At 71.4% G+C, this 22,198-nt stretch carries 20 protein-coding genes; 4 read left to right on the forward strand and 16 right to left on the reverse strand.

What is annotated here, in order from left to right; translation table 11 throughout:
* Positions 1-44 precede the first annotated feature (44 nt).
* The 3 genes from CKW28_RS12715 to CKW28_RS12725 all read left to right on the forward strand — a co-directional run bounded on the left by CKW28_RS12715 (position 45) and on the right by CKW28_RS12725 (position 3,100).
* Entirely contained in the window at positions 45-788 is a 744-nt protein-coding gene (locus tag CKW28_RS12715; protein WP_003925428.1) for an LppX_LprAFG lipoprotein, read from the forward strand.
* Entirely contained in the window at positions 788-2,464 is a 1,677-nt protein-coding gene (locus CKW28_RS12720) for an MFS transporter (protein WP_003925429.1), read from the forward strand. The genes CKW28_RS12715 and CKW28_RS12720 overlap by 1 nt, the downstream gene beginning before the upstream one ends.
* 75 nt (positions 2,465-2,539) lie before the next feature.
* Positions 2,540-3,100 carry a type 1 glutamine amidotransferase domain-containing protein gene (locus CKW28_RS12725; protein WP_003925430.1) on the forward strand — a complete coding sequence of 187 codons (561 nt, stop codon included), beginning with the start codon at positions 2,540-2,542 and terminating at the stop codon, positions 3,098-3,100.
* Positions 3,101-3,150: 50 nt separating this feature from the next.
* On the opposite strand, the gene CKW28_RS12730 is transcribed toward CKW28_RS12725, so the two are convergent.
* The 7 genes from CKW28_RS12730 to CKW28_RS12760 are packed head-to-tail and all read right to left on the reverse strand — an operon-like array spanning position 3,151 to position 10,966.
* Positions 3,151-4,122, reverse strand: coding sequence for an endonuclease/exonuclease/phosphatase family protein (locus CKW28_RS12730; RefSeq protein ID WP_110844409.1), 972 nt, complete (start codon positions 4,120-4,122; stop codon positions 3,151-3,153).
* 26 nt (positions 4,123-4,148) lie between these two features.
* Complete coding sequence (gene ribD / locus CKW28_RS12735) at positions 4,149-5,150, reverse strand: bifunctional diaminohydroxyphosphoribosylaminopyrimidine deaminase/5-amino-6-(5-phosphoribosylamino)uracil reductase RibD (RefSeq protein WP_003925432.1); 1,002 nt, start codon at positions 5,148-5,150, stop codon at positions 4,149-4,151.
* Positions 5,147-5,824 (reverse strand): ribulose-phosphate 3-epimerase, encoded by a 678-nt coding sequence (rpe, locus tag CKW28_RS12740; protein WP_003925433.1) that lies wholly within the window; start codon positions 5,822-5,824, stop codon positions 5,147-5,149. Before rpe ends, ribD begins: the two co-directional genes overlap by 4 nt.
* Before the next feature lie 4 nt (positions 5,825-5,828).
* The gene (locus tag CKW28_RS12745; protein ID WP_003925434.1) at positions 5,829-7,262 is read right to left on the reverse strand and encodes an RsmB/NOP family class I SAM-dependent RNA methyltransferase; all 1,434 of its coding nucleotides are present in this window, start codon (positions 7,260-7,262) and stop codon (positions 5,829-5,831) included.
* Positions 7,259-8,203 carry a methionyl-tRNA formyltransferase gene (gene fmt / locus CKW28_RS12750; RefSeq protein WP_003925435.1) on the reverse strand — a complete coding sequence of 315 codons (945 nt, stop codon included), beginning with the start codon at positions 8,201-8,203 and terminating at the stop codon, positions 7,259-7,261. Before fmt ends, CKW28_RS12745 begins: the two co-directional genes overlap by 4 nt.
* Positions 8,204-8,261: 58 nt before the next feature.
* A complete protein-coding gene (locus tag CKW28_RS12755; RefSeq protein WP_081475497.1) occupies positions 8,262-10,208 on the reverse strand; it encodes a primosomal protein N' in 1,947 nt (648 codons plus the stop codon).
* A 50-nt stretch (positions 10,209-10,258) separates the two neighbouring features.
* Positions 10,259-10,966 (reverse strand): lysoplasmalogenase, encoded by a 708-nt coding sequence (locus CKW28_RS12760; RefSeq protein WP_085975126.1) that lies wholly within the window; start codon positions 10,964-10,966, stop codon positions 10,259-10,261.
* On the opposite strand from CKW28_RS12760, the gene CKW28_RS12765 reads away from it, so the two are divergent.
* Positions 10,965-11,954: an alpha/beta hydrolase gene (locus tag CKW28_RS12765; protein WP_040546901.1), complete on the forward strand. Its 990-nt coding sequence runs from the start codon at positions 10,965-10,967 to the stop codon at positions 11,952-11,954. The genes CKW28_RS12760 and CKW28_RS12765 overlap by 2 nt on opposite strands.
* 2 nt (positions 11,955-11,956) lie before the next feature.
* On the opposite strand, the gene metK is transcribed toward CKW28_RS12765, so the two are convergent.
* The 9 genes from metK to CKW28_RS12810 all read right to left on the reverse strand — a co-directional run bounded on the left by metK (position 11,957) and on the right by CKW28_RS12810 (position 22,194).
* Complete coding sequence (metK, locus tag CKW28_RS12770) at positions 11,957-13,165, reverse strand: methionine adenosyltransferase (RefSeq protein ID WP_003925439.1); 1,209 nt, start codon at positions 13,163-13,165, stop codon at positions 11,957-11,959.
* Between the two features lie 80 nt (positions 13,166-13,245).
* Positions 13,246-14,499 carry a bifunctional phosphopantothenoylcysteine decarboxylase/phosphopantothenate--cysteine ligase CoaBC gene (gene coaBC / locus CKW28_RS12775; RefSeq protein ID WP_003925440.1) on the reverse strand — a complete coding sequence of 418 codons (1,254 nt, stop codon included), beginning with the start codon at positions 14,497-14,499 and terminating at the stop codon, positions 13,246-13,248.
* Between the two features lie 15 nt (positions 14,500-14,514).
* Positions 14,515-14,829 (reverse strand): DNA-directed RNA polymerase subunit omega, encoded by a 315-nt coding sequence (gene rpoZ / locus CKW28_RS12780; RefSeq protein ID WP_003925441.1) that lies wholly within the window; start codon positions 14,827-14,829, stop codon positions 14,515-14,517.
* 169 nt (positions 14,830-14,998) lie between these two features.
* Complete coding sequence (gene gmk / locus CKW28_RS12785; RefSeq protein WP_040546704.1) at positions 14,999-15,571, reverse strand: guanylate kinase; 573 nt, start codon at positions 15,569-15,571, stop codon at positions 14,999-15,001.
* An 8-nt stretch (positions 15,572-15,579) separates the two neighbouring features.
* Positions 15,580-15,897, reverse strand: coding sequence for an integration host factor, actinobacterial type (gene mihF, locus CKW28_RS12790; RefSeq protein WP_040546706.1), 318 nt, complete (start codon positions 15,895-15,897; stop codon positions 15,580-15,582).
* A 369-nt stretch (positions 15,898-16,266) separates the two neighbouring features.
* Entirely contained in the window at positions 16,267-17,118 is an 852-nt protein-coding gene (gene pyrF, locus CKW28_RS12795; protein WP_003925444.1) for an orotidine-5'-phosphate decarboxylase, read from the reverse strand.
* A complete protein-coding gene (gene carB, locus CKW28_RS12800; protein ID WP_003925445.1) occupies positions 17,115-20,468 on the reverse strand; it encodes a carbamoyl-phosphate synthase large subunit in 3,354 nt (1,117 codons plus the stop codon). The genes pyrF and carB overlap by 4 nt, the downstream gene beginning before the upstream one ends.
* The gene (gene carA, locus CKW28_RS12805) at positions 20,468-21,697 is read right to left on the reverse strand and encodes a glutamine-hydrolyzing carbamoyl-phosphate synthase small subunit (RefSeq protein WP_003925446.1); all 1,230 of its coding nucleotides are present in this window, start codon (positions 21,695-21,697) and stop codon (positions 20,468-20,470) included. The genes carB and carA overlap by 1 nt, the downstream gene beginning before the upstream one ends.
* Positions 21,694-22,194: a PH-like domain-containing protein gene (locus CKW28_RS12810; RefSeq protein ID WP_003925447.1), complete on the reverse strand. Its 501-nt coding sequence runs from the start codon at positions 22,192-22,194 to the stop codon at positions 21,694-21,696. The genes carA and CKW28_RS12810 overlap by 4 nt, the downstream gene beginning before the upstream one ends.
* Between the last annotated feature and the right edge of the window lie 4 nt (positions 22,195-22,198).

The raw sequence follows: 22,198 nt of genomic DNA on the forward strand, positions 1-22,198 counted from the left end.
GTCGACCCCTCGGTGCACTCGGTCACACCCTCTACGATGCACTCATGCAGACGCGCTTCCGCCACGCTGGACGAACCGTTCCGGTCCGAAATCTCTTTGCCCTGTTCGCGCTCGTCGCCCTGATCGTGGGGGTCGCGGGCTGCTCCTCGGGGGAGGATCAGGCCGACCAGTCCGAGCAGCCGACCCCGGATGCCGCGACGCTCCTGGAGGAAGCCGCTCAGACCACCCGCGACCTGCAGAGCGTGCGCCTGGATCTGACGGTGCAGGGCGAGATTCCCGAACTGCCGATCGAGACGCTGCAGGGAGACCTGACCAACGTGCCCGAGGTGGGCGCCACCGGCACCGCCGACATCATCATGATGGGGCAGCGTTTCGAGGATGTGGACTTCGTCGTCGCCGAGGGCAATCTGTTCGCGGCGCTGGCCGCCGGCGACTACATCGACTTCGGGCCCGCCGCCGACATCTATGACGTCTCGGCGATCCTGAACCCCGACACCGGCCTGGCCAACCTGCTGGCCAACTTCTCCGACGACGCCACCGTCGAGGGCCGCGAGACCATCAACGGGGTGCGGACGCTGCACGTCACCGGCACGGTCACCCCGGAGGCGGTCAACGCGATCGCACCGCAGATCGGCGCCGAGGCCCCGGTGCCGGCCGGCGCGTGGATCCGCGCCGACGGTGCCCGTGATCTGGTCCAGGCCCAGCTGGAGCCCGACTCGGGCACCACGGTCACCATGACGCTGTCCGAGTGGAACAAGCCCGTCACCGTCGTCAAGCCGGAGGTGTGATGCGGCGCGCCACCGCCGCCGCCATCAGGCCGCCGCGCGGCCACAACCGCACGATCGCGATCAGCGCGGGCAGCCTCGCAGTGCTGCTGGGTGCGCTCGACACCTATGTGGTGATCACGATCATGGTCGACATCATGCGGGATGTCGGCATCGCGCTGAACAAGATCCATCAGGTCACGCCGATCATCACCGGCTATCTGCTCGGCTACATCGCGGCGATGCCGCTGCTGGGCCGGGCGTCGGACCGGTTCGGCCGCAAGATGCTGATCCAGGTCGGGCTGGCCGGGTTCGCGATCGGTTCGGTGGTCACCGCGCTGGCCGGGGATCTGCAAAGCCTGCACATGCTGGTGACCGGCCGCATCATCCAGGGCGCCGCCAGCGGGGCACTGCTGCCGGTGACGCTGGCCCTGGCCGCCGACCTGTGGGCGGAACGCAACCGGGCCGGGGTGCTCGGCGGGATCGGCGCCGCGCAGGAGCTCGGCGCGGTGCTCGGCCCGTTGTACGGCATCGCGATGGTGTGGCTGTTCGGCGCCTGGGAATCGGTGTTCTGGGTCAACGTGCCGCTGGCCGCGCTGGCGATGGTGATGATCCACTTCAGCCTGCCGGCCCGCGATCCGGACGGGCCACGCGAGAGGATCGACGTCGTCGGCGGGGTGCTGCTGGGGATCACGCTCTTCCTGATCGTGGTGGGCCTGTACAACCCGCAACCCAGCGCCCGGGAAGTGGTGCCGACCTGGCGGTTGTGGCTGTTGGCGGCCGCTGCTGTCACGCTGATCGGGTTCTTCGTCTGGGAGCGGCGGGCCCGCACCAAACTGATCGATCCGGCGGGTGTCCGGTTCCGGCCGTTCCTCGCCGCGCTCGGGGCCTCGTTCGTCGCCGGTGCGGCGTTGATGGTGACCCTGGTCAACGTCGAACTGTTCGGCCAGGGCGTGCTCGGCAAGGATCAGTTCGAGGCGGCGATGCTGCTGCTGCGGTTCCTCATCGCGCTGCCGATCGGCGCGCTGATCGGCGGCTGGCTCGCCACCCGGGTCGGCGACCGGATCGTCACGTTCGTCGGACTGCTCATCGCCGCGGGTGGATTCTGGTTGATCTCGCACTGGCCGGTGGATCTGCTGGCGGCCCGCCACGACCTCGGCGTGGTCACGCTGCCGGTGCTCGACACCGACCTGGCGATCGTCGGTATCGGGCTCGGTCTGGTGATCGGACCGCTCACCTCGGCGGCCCTGCGGGTGGTACCGGCCGCCGAACACGGCATCGCCTCGGCGGCGGTCGTGGTCGCCCGGATGATCGGCATGGTGATCGGACTCGCCGCGCTGTCCGCGTGGGGCCTGTACCGGTTCAACCAGCACCTGCAGAGCCTGGCGGCCCGGGAGCCCGGCGGCGACTCGCTGGCGGCCCGGCTGGCCGCGGAGGCCGCCCGCTACCGCGAGGCGTATGCGATGCAGTACGGCGAGATCTTCGCGATCACCGCACTGCTGTGCGTGGCCGGCGCGCTGCTGGGGCTGTTGATCGCCGGCCACGGTGACCGCGCCGACGACACCGGTACACCCGACGGCAGCGTCTGGGACCTGCACGGGTCCGGGGACGACGACACACCCACCCGGGTGATCGGTCGACAGGTGCCGCTGCCCAGCATGGAGCAGACGGTGCGGATGCCCCGCCCACCCGGAGACTGACCCGAGATTGCCGCCCCGCGAGGTGGGGTACTCCCGCTGAAATTCCTCTGCCCCATCCTCGTGAGGGAGGCGTGTATGACAACCGCACTGAACGGCAAGAAGGTCGCATTCCTGGTCGCCCCCGAGGGGGTCGAACAGGTCGAGCTCACCGAACCGTGGAAGGCGGTCGAACAAGCCGGTGGCACACCGCAGCTGGTGTCCACCGAGGTCGGCAAGGTGCAGGCGTTCAATCACCTGACCCCGGCGGACACCTTCGACGCGGAGGTGGCCGCCGACAGCGTGTCGGCGGCCGACTACGCCGGGCTGGTGCTGCCCGGAGGCGTCGCAAACCCGGACATCCTGCGGATGCACCCCCCTGCGGTGGCGTTCGTGAAGAGCTTCTTCGACGCGGGTAAGCCGGTGGCGTCGATCTGCCATGCCGCGTGGACGCTGGTGGAGGCGGACGTGGTCCGGGGCCGGACGCTCACGTCGTGGCCGAGCGTGAAGACCGACCTGATCAACGCCGGCGCGAACTGGGTCGACAAGGAAGTGGTGGTGTGCACCGACGGCCCCAACACCCTGGTGTCCAGCCGCAGACCCGACGACCTCCCCGCGTTCTGCACCGCCACCCTGGAGGCGCTCGCCGCGTCCGGTTAGCTAGGGACGTCGCCCGGGCCTCAGGAGTGCAGGGCTCAGGAGTGCAGGGCTCAGGAGTGCAGGGAAATGTCGCTGATGACGCCGTGATGATCGGAGCCGGCGATGCCCACCCGGCGGAACGACAACGGGGTGGCGCCGCGGGTCAGGATGCGGTCGATCGCCAACAGCGGCGGGGTGCGCCGGCCGACCGGATAGGTCGGCACGATGCCCGCCCCGGTGACGACGGCGGCATCGCTCAGCCCGGGTGAGCCGGGATGTCGGGATCCGGCCAGCAGATCGCGGAACCGCTTGTGGTCGTAGGTCGCATTGACGTCGGCGCCGATCACCAGGGGACGGTCCTCGAGGGCGAGCACCTCGGCCAGCCGATCGACCTCGGCGGCCCACCGCCACGGCGGCTCCGGGAATGGCGGCAGCAGGTGCAGCGCGTACACCCGCAGCGGCGCGGCGCCGGGCGCCGCGACGTTCGCCCGCACATTGTGCAGTTCGAAACCCGGCAGCAGTTCGCCGTCGGACAGCGGGTAGCGCGCATAGATCCCCACACCGCCACCGCCGGGGCGGCTGCGCAGGAAGGCGTGCGGCAGTTCATCGCCGATCCCGGCGGCCGCCAACGCCGGCACCGCCTCGTCGGTCAGCTCGCTGACGGTCAGCACATCGATCCGCTCGGCCCGCACCCTCGCGACCAACGCCGCCGGATCCGCCCGGCCCAGAAAGATGTTGGCCTGCATCACGCGCAGTTGCGGCCCGGCCGCGGACGCGTCGGCGAAGACCCCGACGGCCCGGTAGAGCGGCCACTGCCCCCACAGACCCACCGCCAGCACGACCGCGGCGAGCAGCGCCGCGACATGCCACCGGCTCAGGATCAACACCACCGCGGCGACCAGCGCACCGATCAGGAACACCGGGGTGAACGACGCGATCCGGATGAGCCGCGGCGCGTCGGTGAAATGGGTGGCGATCCCGGCGGCGCAGCCGGCGAGCAACAACACCCCTGAGGTCCCGGCGATCCATCGGACCCATCGCACGCCACCATGCTGCCGCACCGTCGGCGTCAGCGGGGCACCAGGCTCAGCAGCACATCCGGTCCGACGGAGGTCATCCCGTCGAACCGCCAGCGGTGCGCGTTGCCGATCGTGGTCACCCCGACGTCGTCGACCACCGTGACCGGGCCGCCGAGCAGCACCGGCGCCACATACGCCAGGATCCGGTCGACCAGACCGGCCCGCACGAACGCGCCGGCCAGGGTGGGGCCGCCCTCCAACAGCACATCGGTGCGGTCGGCGAGCGCGCGGACCACCTCGTGCGGGTCGTGGGTGCGGATCACCATGGTGCGGGAGTCGTCGTTGAGCACGTTGGCGTCCGCGGAGATGTCGCGGGTCCCCACCACCACCCGCAGGGGCTGGCGTTCGGCCAGGCTGCCGTCCGGGCGCCGTGCGGTCAGGGTCGGGTCGTCGGCCAGCACGGTGCCGGTGCCGACCACGATCGCGTCGGCGGCGGCGCGGCGGCGGTGCACGTCAGCGCGGGCCTCCTCGCTGGTGATCCACTGGCTGGTGCCGTCCGCGGCGGCGCTGCGCCCATCGACGCTGGCGGCGAACTTCCACGTGACATGCGGGCGCCCGGTGCGGGTCTTGTGCAGCCATTCCCGCAGGGGACCGGCCGCGACCTCGTCGGCCAGCACCCCGCCGGTCACCCGCACCCCGGCCGCCGCGAGCCGCCGCGCACCGCCGGACGCGACCGGATCCGGGTCGGCGACCGCGTAGATCACCGTCGAAACACCTGCCGCCAGAAGGGCATCCACACACGGCGGGGTCCGTCCGTGATGATTGCACGGCTCCAGGGTCACCACCGCGGTGCCGCCGGCGGCGCGTGCACCGGCCTGGCGCAGCGCCACCACCTCGGCGTGCGGGCCGCCGGGCGGTGCGGTGCCGCCGGCACCGACCGGCTCCCCGGCGCGGTCCAGGATCACCGCCCCGACCGGCGGGTTGGGGTAGGTGGCCCCCTTGACCCGGTCGGCCTGCTCGAGGGCCGACCGCATCGCCGCCTCCGGGGTCATGAGGTCAGGTGTCTGGAGGCCGCGGCGGCCTTGCGCCGCAGCAGCTCCACCGCGGCCGCCGGGTCCTCGGCGCTGTAGACCGCCGACCCGGCCACGAAGCAGTCCACCCCGGCCTCGGCGGCCGCCTCGATAGTGTCGGCGTTGATCCCCCCGTCGATCTCCACCAGGATCGTCAACTCCCCGGCGTCCACCAGCCGGCGGACGATGCCGACCTTCGGCAGCACCTCCGGGATGAACTTCTGCCCGCCGAACCCGGGTTCGACGGACATGATCAGCAGGGTGTCGAAGTCGCGCAGGATCTCCAGGTAGGGCTCGAGCGGGGTGCCGGGTTTGATCGCCAGCCCGGCCTTGGCGCCGGCGGCGCGGATGTCGCGGGCCACCGCGGTCGGGTTGTCGGTCGCCTCGGCGTGGAACGTGACGTTGTACGCCCCGGCCTCGGCGTACGGCGGCGCCCACCGCTCGGGGTTCTCGATCATCAGATGGCAGTCCATCGGGATGTCGGTCGCGTTGAGCAACGACTCGACGACCGGCAGGCCCAGGGTCAGATTGGGCACGAAATGGTTGTCCATCACGTCGACGTGCAGCCAGTCCGCGCCCTTGACCGCGGCGGCCTCATCGGCCAATCGGGCGAAGTCGGCAGCCAGGATCGACGGCGCAATGAGGGGTCGTGCCATACCGTCAGCCTACTTTGAGCGCGGCGGCGAACATCGCGTCGGTGCCGTGCCGGTGCGGCCAGAGTTGCACGTGCGGCCCGGCGCCAATCCGGTCGACCGGCGCGAACAGGTCCCGGGTGTCCAGCGCGGTCACCGGGTGCCGGCGCAGGGCGTCGTTGACCACCCCGACCGTCTCGGCCAGATGCGGTGAACAGGTGGCGTAGAGCACCACGCCGCCGGGCCGGGTCAGCGCGATCGCCGCGCTCAGCAGTTCGCGCTGCAGCCGGGTCAGGGCGGGCACATCGCTGGGGGTGCGCCGCCAGCGGGCCTCCGGGCGGCGGCGCAGCGCACCCAGCCCGGTGCACGGCGCGTCGACGAGGACCCGGTCGAAGCCGGGCGCGAGCCCCGGGTCCCGCCCGTCGACGCGCAGCACCTCGACGTTGAGTCCACGGGTGTTCTGTTCGACCAGTTCGGCGCGCCGCGGGTTGGGTTCCACCGCGGTGACCCGCGGCACGGAACCATCCGGGGTGCAGTGGGTTCCGCTCGCCGCGATCGCCGCCAGCAGAGCGGTCTTGCCGCCGGGGCCGGCGCACAGATCCAGCCACCGCCCGGTGTCCCGGCCGTCCAGCGGGGCGAGCGTCAGCGCCCGCGCGACCAGCTGACTGCCCTCGTCCTGCACCAGCGCCGCGCCGTCGCGCACCGGCGCCAGCGCGGCCGGATCACCTCCGATCAGGTAGACCGCCCACGGCGAGTATCTGCCCACGGTGCCGCCCACCTGCTCGGCGAGGTCGGCGGCGGTGAGCACACCCGGCCGGGCCGCCAGATGCACCAGCGGGCGGTCGTCGTCGCTGGCCAGCAGGTCCTCCAGTTCACCGGCGTCGGGGCCGAGCGCGTCGGCGAACGCCTGGGCGATCCACCGCGGATGGGAGTACCGGAAAGCGAGGTGTCCCACCGGATCCCGATCGGCCGGCGGGGCCAGTTCGGCGACCCACGACCGTTCATCGCGAGAGGCGATGGTGCGCAGCACCGCGTTGACGAATCCCGCACGGGCGGAATCGAATTCGGCGCCGGCATGTTCGACCGTCGTCGACACCGCGGCATGCGGTTCGACCCGGGTGCGCAGCAGTTGGTAGGCGCCCAGCCGCAGCAGGTCCAACAGCACCGGGTCGATCTTCTCCACCGGCCGGCCGGCGGCGTGGGCGATCACCGCGTCGAGCAGCCCGCGGGTGCGGCACGCGCCGTAAGCCAGTTCGGTCGCGAACGCGGCGTCCCGGCCGGTGATACCGCGTTCCCGCAGCAGGGCGGGCAGCACCAGGTTGGCGTAGGCGTCGCGTTCGGACACCGCCCGCAGCACGTCGAAGGCGGCCCGGCGGGCCGGGTCGAGGCGGCGCCGCGGGGGCCGCGACGACCGGGTCGGCCGCTTGGCCCGATGGGGCCGCGACGGTCTGCGGTCGGTCATCGGGCCCGTGCGGTGTCGTCGAGGCGGGCTCCGCGGGCCCAGTCCGGGGCGTTCATCGGTTTCTTGCCGGGCGGCTGGATCCAGCCCAGCCGCACCGGGTGGGTGCCGGTGCCGAACCACACCGCCTGCTTACCGGAGCCGTCCCGGCCGGCCCGGATCTCCCCCGGCGCAAGCGGTTCGGCGTCGTCGTCGACGGTGACCGGGCCGAGTTTGACCCGCAGGTCGCCGATCATCGTCCACGCGCCCGGATTCGGGGTCATCGCGCGGATCCGGCGTTCCACCACGTGGGCCGGCAGATCCCAGCGGATGCGGGCGGCCTCCACGGTGATCTTCGGCGCGTAGCTGACCCCCTCGGACGGCTGCGGCACCGCGGTCAGGGTGCCGTCCTCGATCCCGTCGAGCGTGCGCTCCAGCAGTTCGGCGCCCGAATCCGCCAACCGGTCCAACAGATCCCCTGCGGTGTCGGTGGGCCGGATGGTCTCGGTGACGACGCCGTAGATCGGGCCGGAGTCCAGGGCCGGTTCGATGCGGAAGGTGCTCGCCCCGGTCACGGTGTCGCCGGCCGCGATCGCCGCCTGCACCGGCGCGGCGCCGCGCCAGGCCGGCAGCAGCGAGAAGTGCAGGTTGACCCAGCCGTGCCGGGGCACCGCCAGCAGCCGCTCGGACAGCAGCGCACCGTAGGCCACCACCGGGCAGCAGTCCGGCGCCAGCTCGGTCAACTCGGCGATGAACTCGTCGGTGTTCGGGCTCGGCGGCCGCAGCACCGGAATGCCGTGTTCCGACGCCAATTTCGCCACCGGTGACGGTGCCGGGCGGGCGCGGCGGCCGGCCGCGGCGTCGGGCCGGGTGAGCACCGCCACCACCTCATGGCGGGGTGAGTCGATCAGCCGGCGCAGCGACGGCAGGGCAGCTTCCGGGGTACCGGCGAACACGAGGCGCATCCGACTCAGTCTAGGAGCGGTGATCCGCCGCACCGGACACCCCGGCGCCGGTCCGGCGTCAGCCGATGTGCAGCGGGTCGATCTGCACCCGCACCGGTGCGTGGTCGTGCCGCGCGCTGAGCACCCCGGTGGCCCGGCGCAACGCCGCCGCCAGCGCCAGGCCGCTCTCCCGCGGCACCCGCACCAGCATCCGGTGCACCGGACTGTCCGGGCCGATCCCCGGGGGCCGGCGCGCCCCGAACGGCAACTCGACAGGGCCGAGCGGTTCGGCCTCCGGCGGCAGCTCGGCGACCTCGAGCAGGGCGCGCACGGCGTCGGGGGTGCCGTCCAGCGCGGCGATGTGCACCGCCGGCGGCAACCCCACTTCGGCGCGGGCGTCCAGCTCGGCCTCGGCGTGGCCGACCGGATCCCAGCGGATCAGTGCCTGCACGGTCGGCAGCGCGGATTCGGCGACCACGGTGACCACCCCGCCCGCGCCGCGGGGCCGGACCAGCGCCGCCGCGATCATCCAGCGTCGCAGGGTGTCCTCGGCGGCGCGCAGGTCCTGGCGGCCCAGCAGCGCCCAGGCGTCCAGCAGCAACGCCGCCCCGTACCCGCCGGCCGCGACCGGTTCGGCGCCCGGGGTGGCGACCACCAGCGCGGGGCGGCCGTCGACGCTGGGCACCACGGTGTCCCCGCCCGAGGTCACCACGGTCACCCCCGGAAACGCCCGGCCCAGTTCCTCGGCGGTCCGGCGGGCGCCCACCACCACCGCGCGCACGGCGTCCGAACCGCACCGGGCGCAGCGCAGCGCCGGATCCTGGCGGCCGCACCACCGGCACACCACCCCCGGCGCATCCCGGTCGGGCAGCGACAACGGACCGGTGCAGTGCCGGCACCGGGCGATCTGGCGGCACCGCGCGCACGCCAGCGCGGGCACATACCCCCGCCGCGGCACCTGCACCAGCACCGGGGCGCCGGCGTCCAGCGCGCCGCGCGCCGCCCGCAACGCCACCGACGGCAGCCGCGCGGTGCGGGCCGCCGGATCACGCTCGTGCTGAAAGTTGCTGTCGTCCAGCGCGATCACCCGAGGTGTGCGGTCCCGCACCACCGGCCGGGTGGCCACCAGATCGTGCGCCCAGCGGCTGCGCACCAGCGCCTGCGCCTCGGCGGTCCGCGCGTAGCCACCGATGATCGCCGCGCAGCGCAGCTGGTGCGCCCGCAGCATCGCGACCTCGCGGGCATGCGGGTAGGGGGCCCGCGGTTCGGCGAGGGTGTCGTTGCCGTCGTCCCACACCATCACCAGGCCCAGGTCGGCGACCGGCGCGAACACCGCGCTGCGGGTGCCGACCACCACCCGGGCCTGCCCGCGCAGCACCGCCAGCCACCGGCGGTAGCGTTCCGCCGGCCCCAGCCCCGCCGACAACGCCACCACCCGGCCGGTGTCGAGCCGATCGGCGAGCGCACCGTGCAGGTCGTCGACGTCGCGCTGATCGGGCACGATCGCCAGCACACCGCGGCCGGCCCGCACCGTCACCAGCGCAGCCTCGGCGAGCCGGTCGACCCACCGCTCCCCCGGCAGCGCCTGCCACACCGCCCGGGCGGCCCGCCCGTCGCGCAGCGCCGCCAGGAACTGCGCACCGCGCCCGTAGGCCGCCCACCCGGACTCGTCGGGCGGTTCGACCGTCATCACCGGCAGGTCGGGGACCGGTTCCCGCTCGACCCTGGCGTGCCGCGGCGGCACCGCCAGCCGGATGACGTCGGCGCGGGTGCCGGCGTACCGGGCGGCCACCGCGTCGACCAGCCGCCGCACCTGGCCGGTGAGCACCGGTTCGGCCGAGATCACCCGGTCCAGCCAGCCCAGCTTGCCGGTGTGGTCGGTCTCCGAGCGCCGTTCCAGGATGAACGCGTCGACCAGCCGGCCCCGGAACCGGACCCGCACCCTCACCCCGGGCTGGGCATCGTCGGACTGCTCCGCCGAGACCAGGTAGTCGAACTCGCGGTCCAGGTGCGGCACCTCGAGCATCGGCAGCACCCGCGCGACCGGTTCGTGCTCGGCGGGTGTGCGCTGCAGCGTCACGTGGCTTCGGCATGCCGGCCGAAGAAGAAGCCGGCGGTGATCAACAGCAGCGCCGCGGCGTAACCCCACCAGATCGGCACCGCCAGCGCCTCGGAGCCCAGCACGAACTTGTTGATGCCGATCATCGCGTCCGAGGCGGCGAAACACACCGCGCCCAGCGCCGTCCACGGGGTGGGCAGCCGGGCCAGCAGCGCCGCGCACACCATCGCGCCGAGCACGGCGATGTACAGCGTCACCGGGACCGCCATCCCCTCGGCGAGCAGTTGCGGCCAGAACCACACCAGCAGGCCGAGGCACGCGGCCACCACCACACCCGCCGCCACGAGCCGGCCGGTGCTGCGCCGCACCAGCGGGATCAGCGCCGCGAGGAAGAACAGGTGGGCGATCAGGAACGCCGACAGCCCCAGCAGGAACGACATCTCCCACCACGGCAGCGCCAGCAGGAAGTCACCGGCCGCGGAGAACACCAGCGCCGCGATCAGCCGGCGGCGTTCCCGCGGGACCGGATGCCAGCACGCCGCGACGGCCAGCAGCACCGCGGTCAGCGCCTTCACCGCGGGCTGCAACACGAACTGCCCGGTGAGCTCCGCGCCGGCCGGCACCCGCAGGGCGGTCACGATCAGGAACAACCCGTACGCCACACCGGCCGCCAGTGCCGCCACCCACAGCGCCGTGGTCTGGCGGCGTGCGTACGGTGTGGCTATGTCAAACTCCGGACCTGTGTCTGCTGCGAAACCGGGCGTCGATCCCACGCTGTTGAAGGTACTTGAAGCGGTCCCGTTCCAGATCAGGACTGACGACGGCGTGGCGGCGCTGCGTCAGCAGTTCCGTGATCTGCCGCGCCGCCCGGTGTATCCGGAGGTGCTCAGCGAGGACCGCCGCATCGACGGGCCGGCCGGTCCGATCCCGGTCCGGTTGTACCGGCCGCCCAACACCGGCGACCGGCGGCTGCCGGTGGTGGTGTTCCTGCACGGCGGCGGCTGGTCGATCGGCGACCTCGACAGCTACGACGGCACCGCCCGCGAACACGCGGCCGTCGCCGAGGCGTTGGTGGTGTCGGTGGACTACCGGCTCGCGCCGGAGCATCCGTATCCGGCGGCGGTGGAGGACTGCTGGGCCGCGGTGCGGTGGACGGCCGCGCACGCCGCGGAGCTGGGCGGTGACCCGGCCCGGATCGCGGTGGCCGGTGACTCGGCCGGCGGGAACCTGTCGGCGGTGATGGCCCTGCTGGACCGCGACCACGCCCGCGCCGACGGGTCGGCACCGATCCTGCGGTTCCAGCTGCTGTGGTATCCCGCGACCACATGGGACACCTCGCTGCCGTCGTTCTCCGAGAACGCCGACGCCCCGGTGCTGGGGCTCGACGCCGTCGCCGGGCTGTCCCGCTGGTACGCCGGCCACGTCGATCTGTCCGATCCCCCGGTGACGCTGGTGCCGGCCCGCGCCGACGACCTGTCCGGTCTGCCGCCGGCCTATATCGCCGTCGCCGGGCACGACCCGCTGCGTGACGACGGCGCCAAGTACGCCGAACTGCTGACCGCGGCGGGGGTTCCGGTCGAACTGCACAACGCCGACACCCTGGTGCACGGCTATCTCGGCTATTCCGGGGTGGTGCCCGCCGCCACCGAGGCGACCGAGCGTGCGCTCAAGGCGCTGCGCGCCGCCCTGCACGGCCCCGGTTCGGCGTCCTGACGCTAGATGACGGACTTGAGCGCCTCGACCTTGTCCAGCCGCTCCCACGGCAGGTCGACATCGGTGCGGCCGAAGTGGCCGTACGCGGCGGTCGGCGCGTAGATCGGGCGCAGCAGGTCCAGATCGCGGATGATCGCGCCGGGCCGCAGGTCGAACACCTCGAGGATGGCCCGCTCGATCTTGGCCGGGTCCACGGTCTCACTGCCGAAGGTCTCCACGAACAGGCCCACCGGGGCGGCCTTGCCGATCGCGTAGGCCACCTGCACCTCGATCCGATCCGCCAGCCCCGCGGCGACGACGTTCTTGGCCACCCAGCGCATCGCGTACGCGGCGGACCGGTCCACCTTGGACGGATCCTTGCCGGAGAACGCGCCGCCGCCGTGGCGGGCGAATCCGCCGTAGGTGTCGACGATGATCTTGCGGCCGGTCAGCCCGGCGTCGCCCATCGGGCCGCCCAGCACGAACTTGCCGGTCGGGTTGACCAGCAGGCGGTAGTCGGAGGTGTCGACGGTGTCGTGGCCGAGGTCGTCGAGCACGGTGTTGACGACCTTCTCCCGGATCTCCGGGGCCAGCGTCTCGTCCAGATCGACGTCGGGGGCGTGCTGGGTGGACAGCACCACGGTGTCCAACCGCACCGGCCGGGTGCCGTCGTACTGGATGGTCACCTGGGTCTTGCCGTCGGGCCGCAGATACGGCAGCACACCGTTCTTGCGCACCTCGGTCAGGCGCCGGGCCAACCGGTGGGCCAGCGCGATCGGCAGCGGCATGAGTTCGGGGGTGTCGCGGATCGCGTAGCCGAACATCAGGCCCTGGTCGCCGGCGCCCTGGGTGTCCAGCGGATCGGCGGCGCCCTCCACCCGGGCCTCATGGGCGGTGTCGACCCCCTGGGCGATGTCGGGCGACTGGGCGCCGATCCCGATGTTCACCCCGCAGGTGGCGCCGTCGAAACCCTTCTCCGACGAGTCGTAGCCGATGTCGAGGATGCGTTCGCGCACCGTGTTGGTGATGTCGGCGAACGCCTCCTTGGCGTTGGTGGTCACCTCGCCGACCACATGCACCTGTCCGGTGGTGACCAGCGTCTCGACCGCGACACGCGAATTGGGGTCCTGCGCCAGCAGCGCGTCGAGCACCGAGTCGCTGATCGCGTCACAGATCTTGTCGGGATGTCCCTCTGTGACGGATTCACTGGTAAACAGCCGACCTGTGCTCACTGCGCCATCCTTCCGAATACTTAGTTAGCCGAATAGTAGGTCAGGTGCAGCCAACCGCCTGCGCGGCCCCGGCGCAATGGTTACGCGCTGCCTGAGGTTTGCAGGAAGGCTGCGATCGCGTCCACGATACGACTCGCCATCAGCGTCTTCGAGCCGTGTTCGAGCTGCGATTCGGCGCCGTCGGCGGCCAGCAACCAGCCGGCGTTGTCCTCGACCTCGAACGCCCGGTTCTCACCGACCGCGTTGACCACCAGCAGATCGCAGCCCTTGCGTTTCAGCTTCGCCCGGGCGTGGTGGAGCACATCACCGCTGGCGTCCCCGGTCTCGGCGGCGAACCCGACGATCGCGCGCATGTTCGGCAGCTGCCCGTCGGCTCGGGACCGCACCACCCCGGCGAGCACATCGTCGGTGCGGGTCAGTTCGATGACCGGCGCGGGCGCATTCGGATCGCTGGACTTCTTGATCTTGGTCTCGGCCGGATGCGCGGGCCGGAAATCGGCCACCGCGGCGGCCATCACCAGCACATGTGCCTCGGGGGCGGCCTTGTTGACCGCATCGCGCATCTGGGCGGCGGACCCGACGTGCGACACCTCGACGCCGGCCGGGTCGACCAGCCCGGCGGTGTTCCCGGCGATGAGTTTCACCTCGGCGCCTCGCTGGGCCATCACCCGGGCCATCGCGTAACCCTGCTTACCGGAACTGCGGTTGCCGATGAAGCGCACCGGGTCGATCGGTTCCCGGGTGCCGCCGGCGGTCACCACCACCTTGACGCCGGGCAGGTCGTAGGGCAGGGCGTCGGCGCGGTCCAGCAGCAGCTTGGCCAGCGTGGTGATCTCCTCGGCCTCCGGCAACCGGCCGGCGCCGCTGTCCGCGCCGGTGAGCCGGCCGGAGGCGGGTTCCAGCACCACCGCGCCGCGCCGGCGCAGGGTGGCGACGTTCTCCACGGTCGCCGGGTGGAACCACATCTCGGTGTGCATGGCCGGTGCGAACAGCACCGGGCAGCGCGCGGTGAGCAGGGTCGCGGTGAGCAGATCGTCGGCCCGGCCCGCCGCGGCACGCGCCAACAGGTCGGCGGTGGCCGGCGCCACCACCACCAGATCGGCCTGCTGTCCGATGCGGACATGGGCCACCTCGGGCACGTCCTCGAACACCCCGGTGTGCACGGGGTTCCCGGACAGCGCCTCGAAGCTGGCGGCTCCGACGAATTTCAGCGCGGACTCGGTGGGCACGACCCGGACGTCATGGCCGGCCTCCGAGAGCTGCCGGACCACGGTGCACGCCTTGAAGGCGGCAATACCTCCGGATACGCCGACGACTATCCGCTTGGAGTCCACCCGGCCAGCCCCGGCCTATTCGCCTTCGGTGTGCTCGAGCAAGTCGGCGTGGATCTCGCGAAGCGCTATCGACAGCGGCTTCTCGTGCAGACCCGGCTCGACCAGCGGCCCGACGTATTCGAGGATGCCGTCGCCGAGCTGGTTGTAGTAGTCGTTGATCTGCCGGGCGCGCTTGGCGGCGAAGATGACCAGCGCGTACTTGCTCGACACCCGTTCGAGAAGTTCGTCGATGGGCGGATTGGTGAGGCCCAGCGGGGTGTCGTAGACGGCGGTGGCCGACGAGTCACCGGCCACGGCGTTCGACCGCGCGTCGGCGGACGGGGTGCTCACGTAAAACTCTCCTGCTGTTCAGCGGAATGCTCGATGGTTCGTCAGACTTCTTCAGGCTGTCGTCGAGCTTCTTCGGTGGCTCAATTCTCTTCGGGTTTCGTCGGGGCTGAATCCCCGGGACCCAAATCGCCGAGCACGCTCTGCATCAGGGCATCAGGCGCGGGGGTCATCAGGGGTCCACCAGCAAGGATACCAATTCGGCGCAGGCGGTCTCCAAATCGCTGTTCACCACGATCCGGTCGAATTCGCTCTGCGCGGCCAGTTCGGCCCTCGCGGTGTCCAGCCGCCGGGCGATCACCTCGGGCGTCTCGGTGCCGCGACCGACCAGCCGCTCCTCGAGGGTCTGCCAGTCGGGCGGGGCGACGAACACCGTCATCGCCTCCGGCATGGCCGCCTTCACCGCGCGGGCGCCGGCCAGATCGACCTCGATCAGCACCGGCCGACCGTCCTTCACCGCCCGCCGGATCGGTTCGGCCGGAGTGCCGGAGCGGTGCAGACCGCCATGGATCTCAGCCCACTCCAACAACTCGCCGCTGTCGATCAGTTCGGCGAACCGTTCGGGGCTGATGAACGAGTAGTCAACGCCGTCCACTTCGCCGGGGCGGGGCGCCCTGGTCGTGACCGAGACGGAGAAGTACAGGTCGGGAACCCTTTCTCGGATGCAGCGCACCAGAGAGGTTTTCCCGACGGCAGAGGGACCAGACAGCACCATCACCCGCCCGGCCCCCCGGCCGACGTTCACTTGCCTCCTCAGGCCTGGTCGAACTTCTCCAACAGCGCCTTGCGCTGACGATCGCCCAGCCCGCGCAGCCGGCGGGTCGGAGCGATCTCGAGTTCGGTCATGATCTCCTGCGCCTTGACCTTGCCGACCTTCGGCAGGGCCTCCAGCAGCGCGGAAACCTTCATCTTGCCCAGGACCTCGTCGGTCTCGGCGTCCTTGAGCACCTGCTTGAGGGTCGTACCGCCGCGCTTGAGCCGATCCTTGAGTTCGGCACGGGCTCGACGTGCGGCAGCAGCCTTCTCCAACGCCGCCGCGCGCTGTTCGTCGGTCAACTGGGGAAGGGCCACGGGTTCCTCCGTCTCTCGCCTATTGGGCCATCGGGATCAATTTTATTTTGGCTGGTCGTGGAATCAGCCAGCGACGACGACCGTACCCACGCCGTCCGACGAATGCGAACCCCACCCCCCGGCGAACAACCTCAAAATCCCAGCTTGTAGTGGGCAACATCACCAGTGTCGCAGCCGCCGGCACCGGCCGCGACCGTTGCTCGCCACCCCGATTCCGGACGGAATTTCCTGCATATCGGGGGTTTTGCGGTGTTCGCCGGACCCGCCCGGCCGAACCCCGCCGGCCGCGGCGCGCTCGGCGGGCGGCTGAAAGAGAATTTTTAGAAAGTTCTCGCTGGTCACGGCGTGTCGGGCGTGTCGCCGGGGCGGTCAGGCCAGATGGGCGACCGCATCGCGGATGCGTTCGGCGGCGCTGCGCAGCGCGGTGGGATCGGGTCCGGACCGCAGCACCGCCCGCGACACCGCGGGCAGCAGTTGCCCGCGACCTGCTCCACCGAGGCCGGAGAGCTGCTCCGGCCGGCCGCCCTGCGCCCCCACGCCCGGAACCAGCACCGGGCCGCCCAGCCCGCTCAGATCGGGCGGTTCGGCGACGGTGGCACCCACCACCACCCCGACCGAGCCGGAGGCGGCCTGGTTCGCTCCCGCCGCGGAGGCGGCCTGGTTCTCCGCCGCCGCGGAGTCGACGATCCACTGGGCCACGGTGCGGTCCCCGACCCGCGCCCGCTGCAGCGGCACCCCCTCCGGATTGGAGGTGGCGGCCAGCACGAACACGCCGCGGCCGTGGGCGGCGGCGGTGTCGAGCAGCGGCCGCAGCGACTCGAACCCCAGATACGGGGAGGCGGTCACCGCGTCGGCCGCCAACGGTGAGTCCCCCGCCCACGCGGCGGCGTAGGCGGCCATGGTGGAGCCGATGTCGCCGCGTTTAGCGTCGGCCAGCACCAGCACCCCGGCCTCGCGCAGCGCGCCGATGGTGCGTTCCAGCACGGCGTAGCCGGCCGCGCCGTACGCCTCGAAGAACGCCACCTGCGGTTTGACGATCGCCAGTTCGGCGAACGCCGTCACGCAGATGTCGCTGAACCGGCGCAGCCCGTCGGCGTCGGTGTCCAGCCCCCAGGCCCGCAGCAGCTCCGGGTGCGGGTCGATACCGCAGCACAGCGGGCCGCGGCGGGCCACCGCATCGGCGAGCCGGGCGCCGAATCCGCGGGCCGGTGCGGCCGTCAAGCCGACCCCAGGGTGCGGTGCAGCTCCTGCAGCGAGCGCACCCCGATGTCGCCCCGGATCGCCGCTTCGATGCCCTGCACCGCCGCGGAGGCGCCCTGCACCGTCGTCACGCAGGGAATGTTCATCGACACCGCGGCCGCGCGGATCTCGTAGCCGTCGCGGCGGGGCCCGGAGTTGCCGTACGGGGTGTTGATCACGATGTCGACCTCACCGGCCCGGATCGCGTCCACCGCGGACATCGCCGGTCGGTCCGGGCTGGGTTCCTCGAAATGCTTGCGCACCACATCGCAGGGGATGCCGTTGCGGCGCAGCATCTCCGCGGTGCCCTCGGTGGCCAGCACCCGGAAGCCGAGGTCGGCCATCCGTTTCACCGGGAACACCAGGGACCGCTTGTCGCGGTTGGCCACCGACACGAACACCGTGCCCTCGACCGGCAGCGACCCGTAGGCGGCCGTCTGGCTCTTGGCGAACGCGCTGCCGAAATCGGAGTCGATGCCCATCACCTCGCCGGTGGACTTCATCTCCGGCCCGAGCAGGTTGTCGATGCCGGTGCCGTCGGCGCGGCGGAACCGGTGGAACGGCAGCACGGCCTCCTTGACCGCGATCGGGGCGTCCGGCGCCGGGGTGGCACCGTCACCGTCGGCGGCCAGCAGTCCCTCGGCGCGGAGCTCGGCGATGGTGGCGCCCAGCATGATCCGGGCGCAGGCCTTGGCCAGCGGCACCGCGGTGGCCTTGGACACGAACGGCACGGTACGGCTCGCCCGCGGGTTGGCCTCGAGCACGTACAGCTTGTCGTCCTTGAGGGCGTACTGCACGTTGAGCAGCCCGACGACGCCGATGCCGTGGGCGATCGCCTCGGTGGCCCGGCGGACGGCGTCGATGTCGCTGCGGCCCAGGGTCACCGGCGGCAGCGCGCACGCCGAGTCGCCGGAGTGGATGCCGGCCTCCTCGATGTGCTCCATCACCCCGCCGATGTAGACCTCGGTGCCGTCGCACAGCGCGTCGACGTCGATCTCGATGGCGTCCTCGAGGAACCGGTCCACCAGCACCGGATGTTCCGGCGACAGTTCGGTGGCCCGGGTGATGTAGGCGTGCAGCGTCTCCTCGTCGTAGACGATCTCCATCCCCCGCCCGCCGAGCACATAGGACGGCCGCACCAGCACCGGATAGCCGATGCGCTCGGCGATCTCGCGGGCCTGCTCGAAACTCGTCGCCATCCCGTACTTCGGCGCGGGCAGTCCGGCGCGGGTCAGCACGTCGCCGAACAGGCCGCGGTCCTCGGCCAGGTCGATCGCCTCCGGGCGGGTGCCGACGATCGGCACTCCGGCGTCGGCCAGCCGCTGCGCCAGCCCGAGCGGGGTCTGCCCGCCGAGCTGCACGATCACCCCGACCACCCCGGGCCCGGTGCCGTCCGGTCCGCGTCCGGAGGCGTCCTCGGCGTAGTACACCTCCAGCACGTCCTCGAACGTCAACGGCTCGAAGTACAGCCGGTCGGCGGTGTCGTAGTCGGTGGAGACCGTCTCCGGGTTGCAGTTGATCATCACGGTCTCGAACCCGGCCTCGGACAGCGTGGTCGCGGCGTGCACGCAGCTGTAGTCGAATTCGATGCCCTGGCCGATGCGGTTGGGCCCGGAACCCAGGATCAGCACCTTGGGTCTCTCGGTCTGCGGCGCCACCTCGGTCTCGGCGGCCGGGTCGAGTTCATAGCTGGAGTAGTGGTACGGCGTCTTCGCCTCGAACTCGGCGGCGCAGGTGTCGACGGTCTTGAACACGGGGTGGATGCCCAGCCGCTGCCGGAGCGCACGCACCCCCAGTTCGCCGGCCAGTTCCGGGCGCAGCGCGGCGATCTGCCGGTCCGACAGCCCGCAGTGTTTGGCCCGGCGCAGCAGATCGGCGTTCAGCACCGGCGCGTCGACCAGTTCGGACCGCAGCCGCACCAGTTCCTCGATCTGCGCGACGAACCACGGATCCACGCCGGAGGCCTGGGCGACCTGCTCGACGGTGCCGCCCAGGCGCAGCGCGTGCTCGATGTCATACAGCCGGCCGTCGGTGGGGACCTTCAGCCGCTCCAGCAGCTCGTCGAGCGTGACGTCGTCGTCGGGTGCGGTCCAGAACCCGGCCCGTTTGGTCTCCACCGAGCGCATCACCTTGCCGAGCGCTTCGATGAAGTTGCGGCCCAGCGACATCGCCTCGCCCACCGACTTCATCGTGGTGGTGAGCAGCGGGTCGGCGCCCGGGAACTTCTCGAACGCGAACCGCGGCGCCTTGACCACCACGTAGTCCAGGGTCGGCTCGAAGCAGGCCGGGGTCTCACCGGTGATGTCGTTGACGATCTCGTCGAGCGTGTAGCCGATCGCCAGTTTCGCGGCGATCTTGGCGATCGGGAAACCGGTGGCCTTCGACGCCAGCGCCGACGACCGCGACACCCGCGGGTTCATCTCGATGACGATGAGCCGACCGGTCTTCGGGTTCACCGCGAACTGGATGTTGCAGCCCCCGGTGGCGACTCCGACCTCCCGCAGGATCGCGATGCCCAGGTCGCGCATGCGCTGATACTCGCGGTCGGTCAGCGTCATCGCCGGGGCGACGGTCACCGAGTCGCCGGTGTGCACACCCATCGGGTCGACGTTCTCGATCGAGCACACCACGACGACGTTGTCGTTGCCGTCGCGCATCAGCTCGAGCTCGTATTCCTTCCAGCCGACGATGGATTCCTCGATGAGCACGTTCGCGGACGGGGAAGCCGCGAGTCCATCCCCGGCCATCCGGTCGACGTCCTCGACGGAGTGCGCGATGCCGGAGCCGAGCCCGCCCATGGTGAACGACGGCCGCACCACCACCGGCAGGCCGAGTTCGGCGACCGTCTCCCGGACCTCGTCCATCGTGTAACACACCCGGGACCGGGCCGATTCGCCACCGACCTTGGCGACGATGTCCTTGAACCGCTGGCGGTCCTCACCGCGCTGGATGGCGTCGATGTCGGCGCCGATGAGTTCCACGCCGTGGCGTTGAAGCGCGCCGTTCTCGTGCAGCGCCACCGCGGTGTTCAGCGCGGTCTGCCCGCCCAGCGTGGCCAGCAGGGCGTCGATCTTGTTGCCCCGCTCGGCCTGCTGGATGATCACCCGCTCCACGAAGTCCGGGGTGATCGGCTCGACGTAGGTGTGGTCGGCGTACTCCGGGTCGGTCATGATCGTCGCCGGGTTGGAGTTGATCAGGCTGACCTGCAACCCCTCGGCGCGCAACACCCGGCAGGCCTGGGTGCCGGAGTAGTCGAACTCGGCGGCCTGACCGATCACGATCGGCCCGGACCCGATCACCAGGACGTGGTTGATATCGGTGCGGCGTGGCATTAACGCGTCTCCCCATCCCCGTGAGAGTCCCCATTTGTACGCGACACGCCGCTGGTTGGTGTGCAGACACGGTCGCTCGCGGCAGAGGCCATGACATCGATGAACTGATCGAACAGATTGTTGGCGTCGTGCGGGCCGGCCGCCGCCTCCGGGTGGTACTGCACCGAGAACGCGCGGCCGCTCACCAACCGGACACCCTCGACCACCCCGTCGTTCGCGCAGGTGTGGCTGATCTCGGCCCGGCCGAACGGGGTGTCGAACACCTCCCCGGCCTCACCCTCGAGCGCGAACCCGTGGTTCTGCGCGGTGATCGCGACCCGGCCGGTGCGGTGGTCGATCACCGGCACGTTGTGACCGCGGTGGCCGAACACCATCTTGTAGGTCGACCGGCCCAGGGCCCGGCCCAGGATCTGGTTGCCGAAACAGATGCCGAACAACGGGATCCCGGCCTCGAGCACCGATCGGGTCACCGCCACCACGTGGTCGGCGGTGGCCGGATCGCCCGGACCGTTGGACAAGAACACCCCGTCCGGTTTCAGATCCCTCAGCTCGTCGAAGGTGGTTCCCGCCGGCATCACGTGCGTCCGTACCCCGCGCTGCACGAAGTTGCGCGGGGTGTTGGTCTTGATGCCCAGGTCGATGGCCGCGATGACGAAACGGTGCGGGCCCTCGGGTTCGAGCACATACGGCTCCGGTGTGGTGACCTCGCCGGACAGGTTGGCGCCCAGCATCGACGGCTGCTCGCGCACCCGGGTCACCAGTTCGTCGATGTCGGCCAGCGCCGGCCCGGAGAACACCCCGGCCTTCATCGTGCCGCGGGTGCGCAGATGCCGCACCACCGCGCGGGTGTCGATGCCGGCGATGCCGACGATGTTCTGCCGGACCAGTTCCTCCTCGAGGGTGCGGGTGGCGCGCCAGTTCGACGCCCGCGGCGACGGGTCGCGCACCGCGTAGCCGGCCACCCAGATCTTGTCGCCGCGGCTCTCGCTGTCCTCGTCGTTCCAGCCGGTGTTGCCGATGTGCGGTGCGGTGGCGATGACGATCTGCCGGTGAAAGCTCGGATCGGTCAACGCTTCCTGGTACCCGGACATCCCGGTGGTGAACACCGCTTCGCCGAGCGTCTCCCCGACCGCACCGAACGCGACACCGGTGAAGACCCGGCCGTCCTCGAGAACCAGGACCGCCCTGGTCGCCGCTGTGGTCGCCTGCGTGGACGCTGTCATGGTCATGCCACCTCTCCCAGCCAGGGCGCGTACTCCGTGCGGTCGTCACCGCGGAACCCGGTGTCGATCTCGGTGCCCGACGGCAGGCGCCATCGGATCACCAGGATCGCGTCGGGCGCGATCACCTTGCCGGCCAACGCTTTCTCAGTGCGGATATTGACGATCGACTCGTCGGGGATCCAGATCGGGTGCGCGCCGCTGCGCTGCAACATGATGCCTTCCGGGTAGCGGGTGAGCACGGCCTTGGTGCGGTAGCCCAGATCGCCGAAGGCGATGCGGTCGTTCCAGTGCGGCACCAGGGTGCTGCCGACGTAGAGCCCCTTCGTCGGCGGGACGAGGGCCGGGCCGACCGTGTCGGGCAGGGGCGGCAGGCTGCCGATCAGCGCGGCCTGCCGTTCGGCCCGTCGCCGCCAGCCGCGCATCATCGCCTGGATCACCAGCGCGATCAGCACCACGACGACGAGCGCCATGATCAGCGATCCGATCAGGGTGCCGGTGTTCATCAGG

Origin of the sequence: Mycolicibacterium thermoresistibile (assembly GCF_900187065.1) — a bacterium.
Lineage (GTDB): Bacteria > Actinomycetota > Actinomycetes > Mycobacteriales > Mycobacteriaceae > Mycobacterium > Mycobacterium thermoresistibile.

What these genes read in the sequence shown, in the direction of transcription:
- carA (WP_003925446.1), bottom strand. Translation starts at nt 21,697, where the DNA reads ATGACCATGACAGCGTCCACGCAGGCGACCACAGCGGCGACCAGGGCG.
- CKW28_RS12725 (WP_003925430.1), top strand. Translation starts at nt 2,540, where the DNA reads ATGACAACCGCACTGAACGGCAAGAAGGTCGCATTCCTGGTCGCCCCC.
- CKW28_RS12765 (WP_040546901.1), top strand. Translation starts at nt 10,965, where the DNA reads ATGTCAAACTCCGGACCTGTGTCTGCTGCGAAACCGGGCGTCGATCCC.
- rpe (WP_003925433.1), bottom strand. Translation starts at nt 5,824, where the DNA reads ATGGCACGACCCCTCATTGCGCCGTCGATCCTGGCTGCCGACTTCGCC.
- ribD (WP_003925432.1), bottom strand. Translation starts at nt 5,150, where the DNA reads ATGACCCCGGAGGCGGCGATGCGGTCGGCCCTCGAGCAGGCCGACCGG.
- CKW28_RS12745 (WP_003925434.1), bottom strand. Translation starts at nt 7,262, where the DNA reads ATGACCGACCGCAGACCGTCGCGGCCCCATCGGGCCAAGCGGCCGACC.
- fmt (WP_003925435.1), bottom strand. Translation starts at nt 8,203, where the DNA reads ATGCGCCTCGTGTTCGCCGGTACCCCGGAAGCTGCCCTGCCGTCGCTG.
- CKW28_RS12720 (WP_003925429.1), top strand. Translation starts at nt 788, where the DNA reads ATGCGGCGCGCCACCGCCGCCGCCATCAGGCCGCCGCGCGGCCACAAC.
- CKW28_RS12755 (WP_081475497.1), bottom strand. Translation starts at nt 10,208, where the DNA reads ATGCTCGAGGTGCCGCACCTGGACCGCGAGTTCGACTACCTGGTCTCG.
- carB (WP_003925445.1), bottom strand. Translation starts at nt 20,468, where the DNA reads ATGCCACGCCGCACCGATATCAACCACGTCCTGGTGATCGGGTCCGGG.
- CKW28_RS12715 (WP_003925428.1), top strand. Translation starts at nt 45, where the DNA reads ATGCAGACGCGCTTCCGCCACGCTGGACGAACCGTTCCGGTCCGAAAT.
- CKW28_RS12810 (WP_003925447.1), bottom strand. Translation starts at nt 22,194, where the DNA reads ATGAACACCGGCACCCTGATCGGATCGCTGATCATGGCGCTCGTCGTC.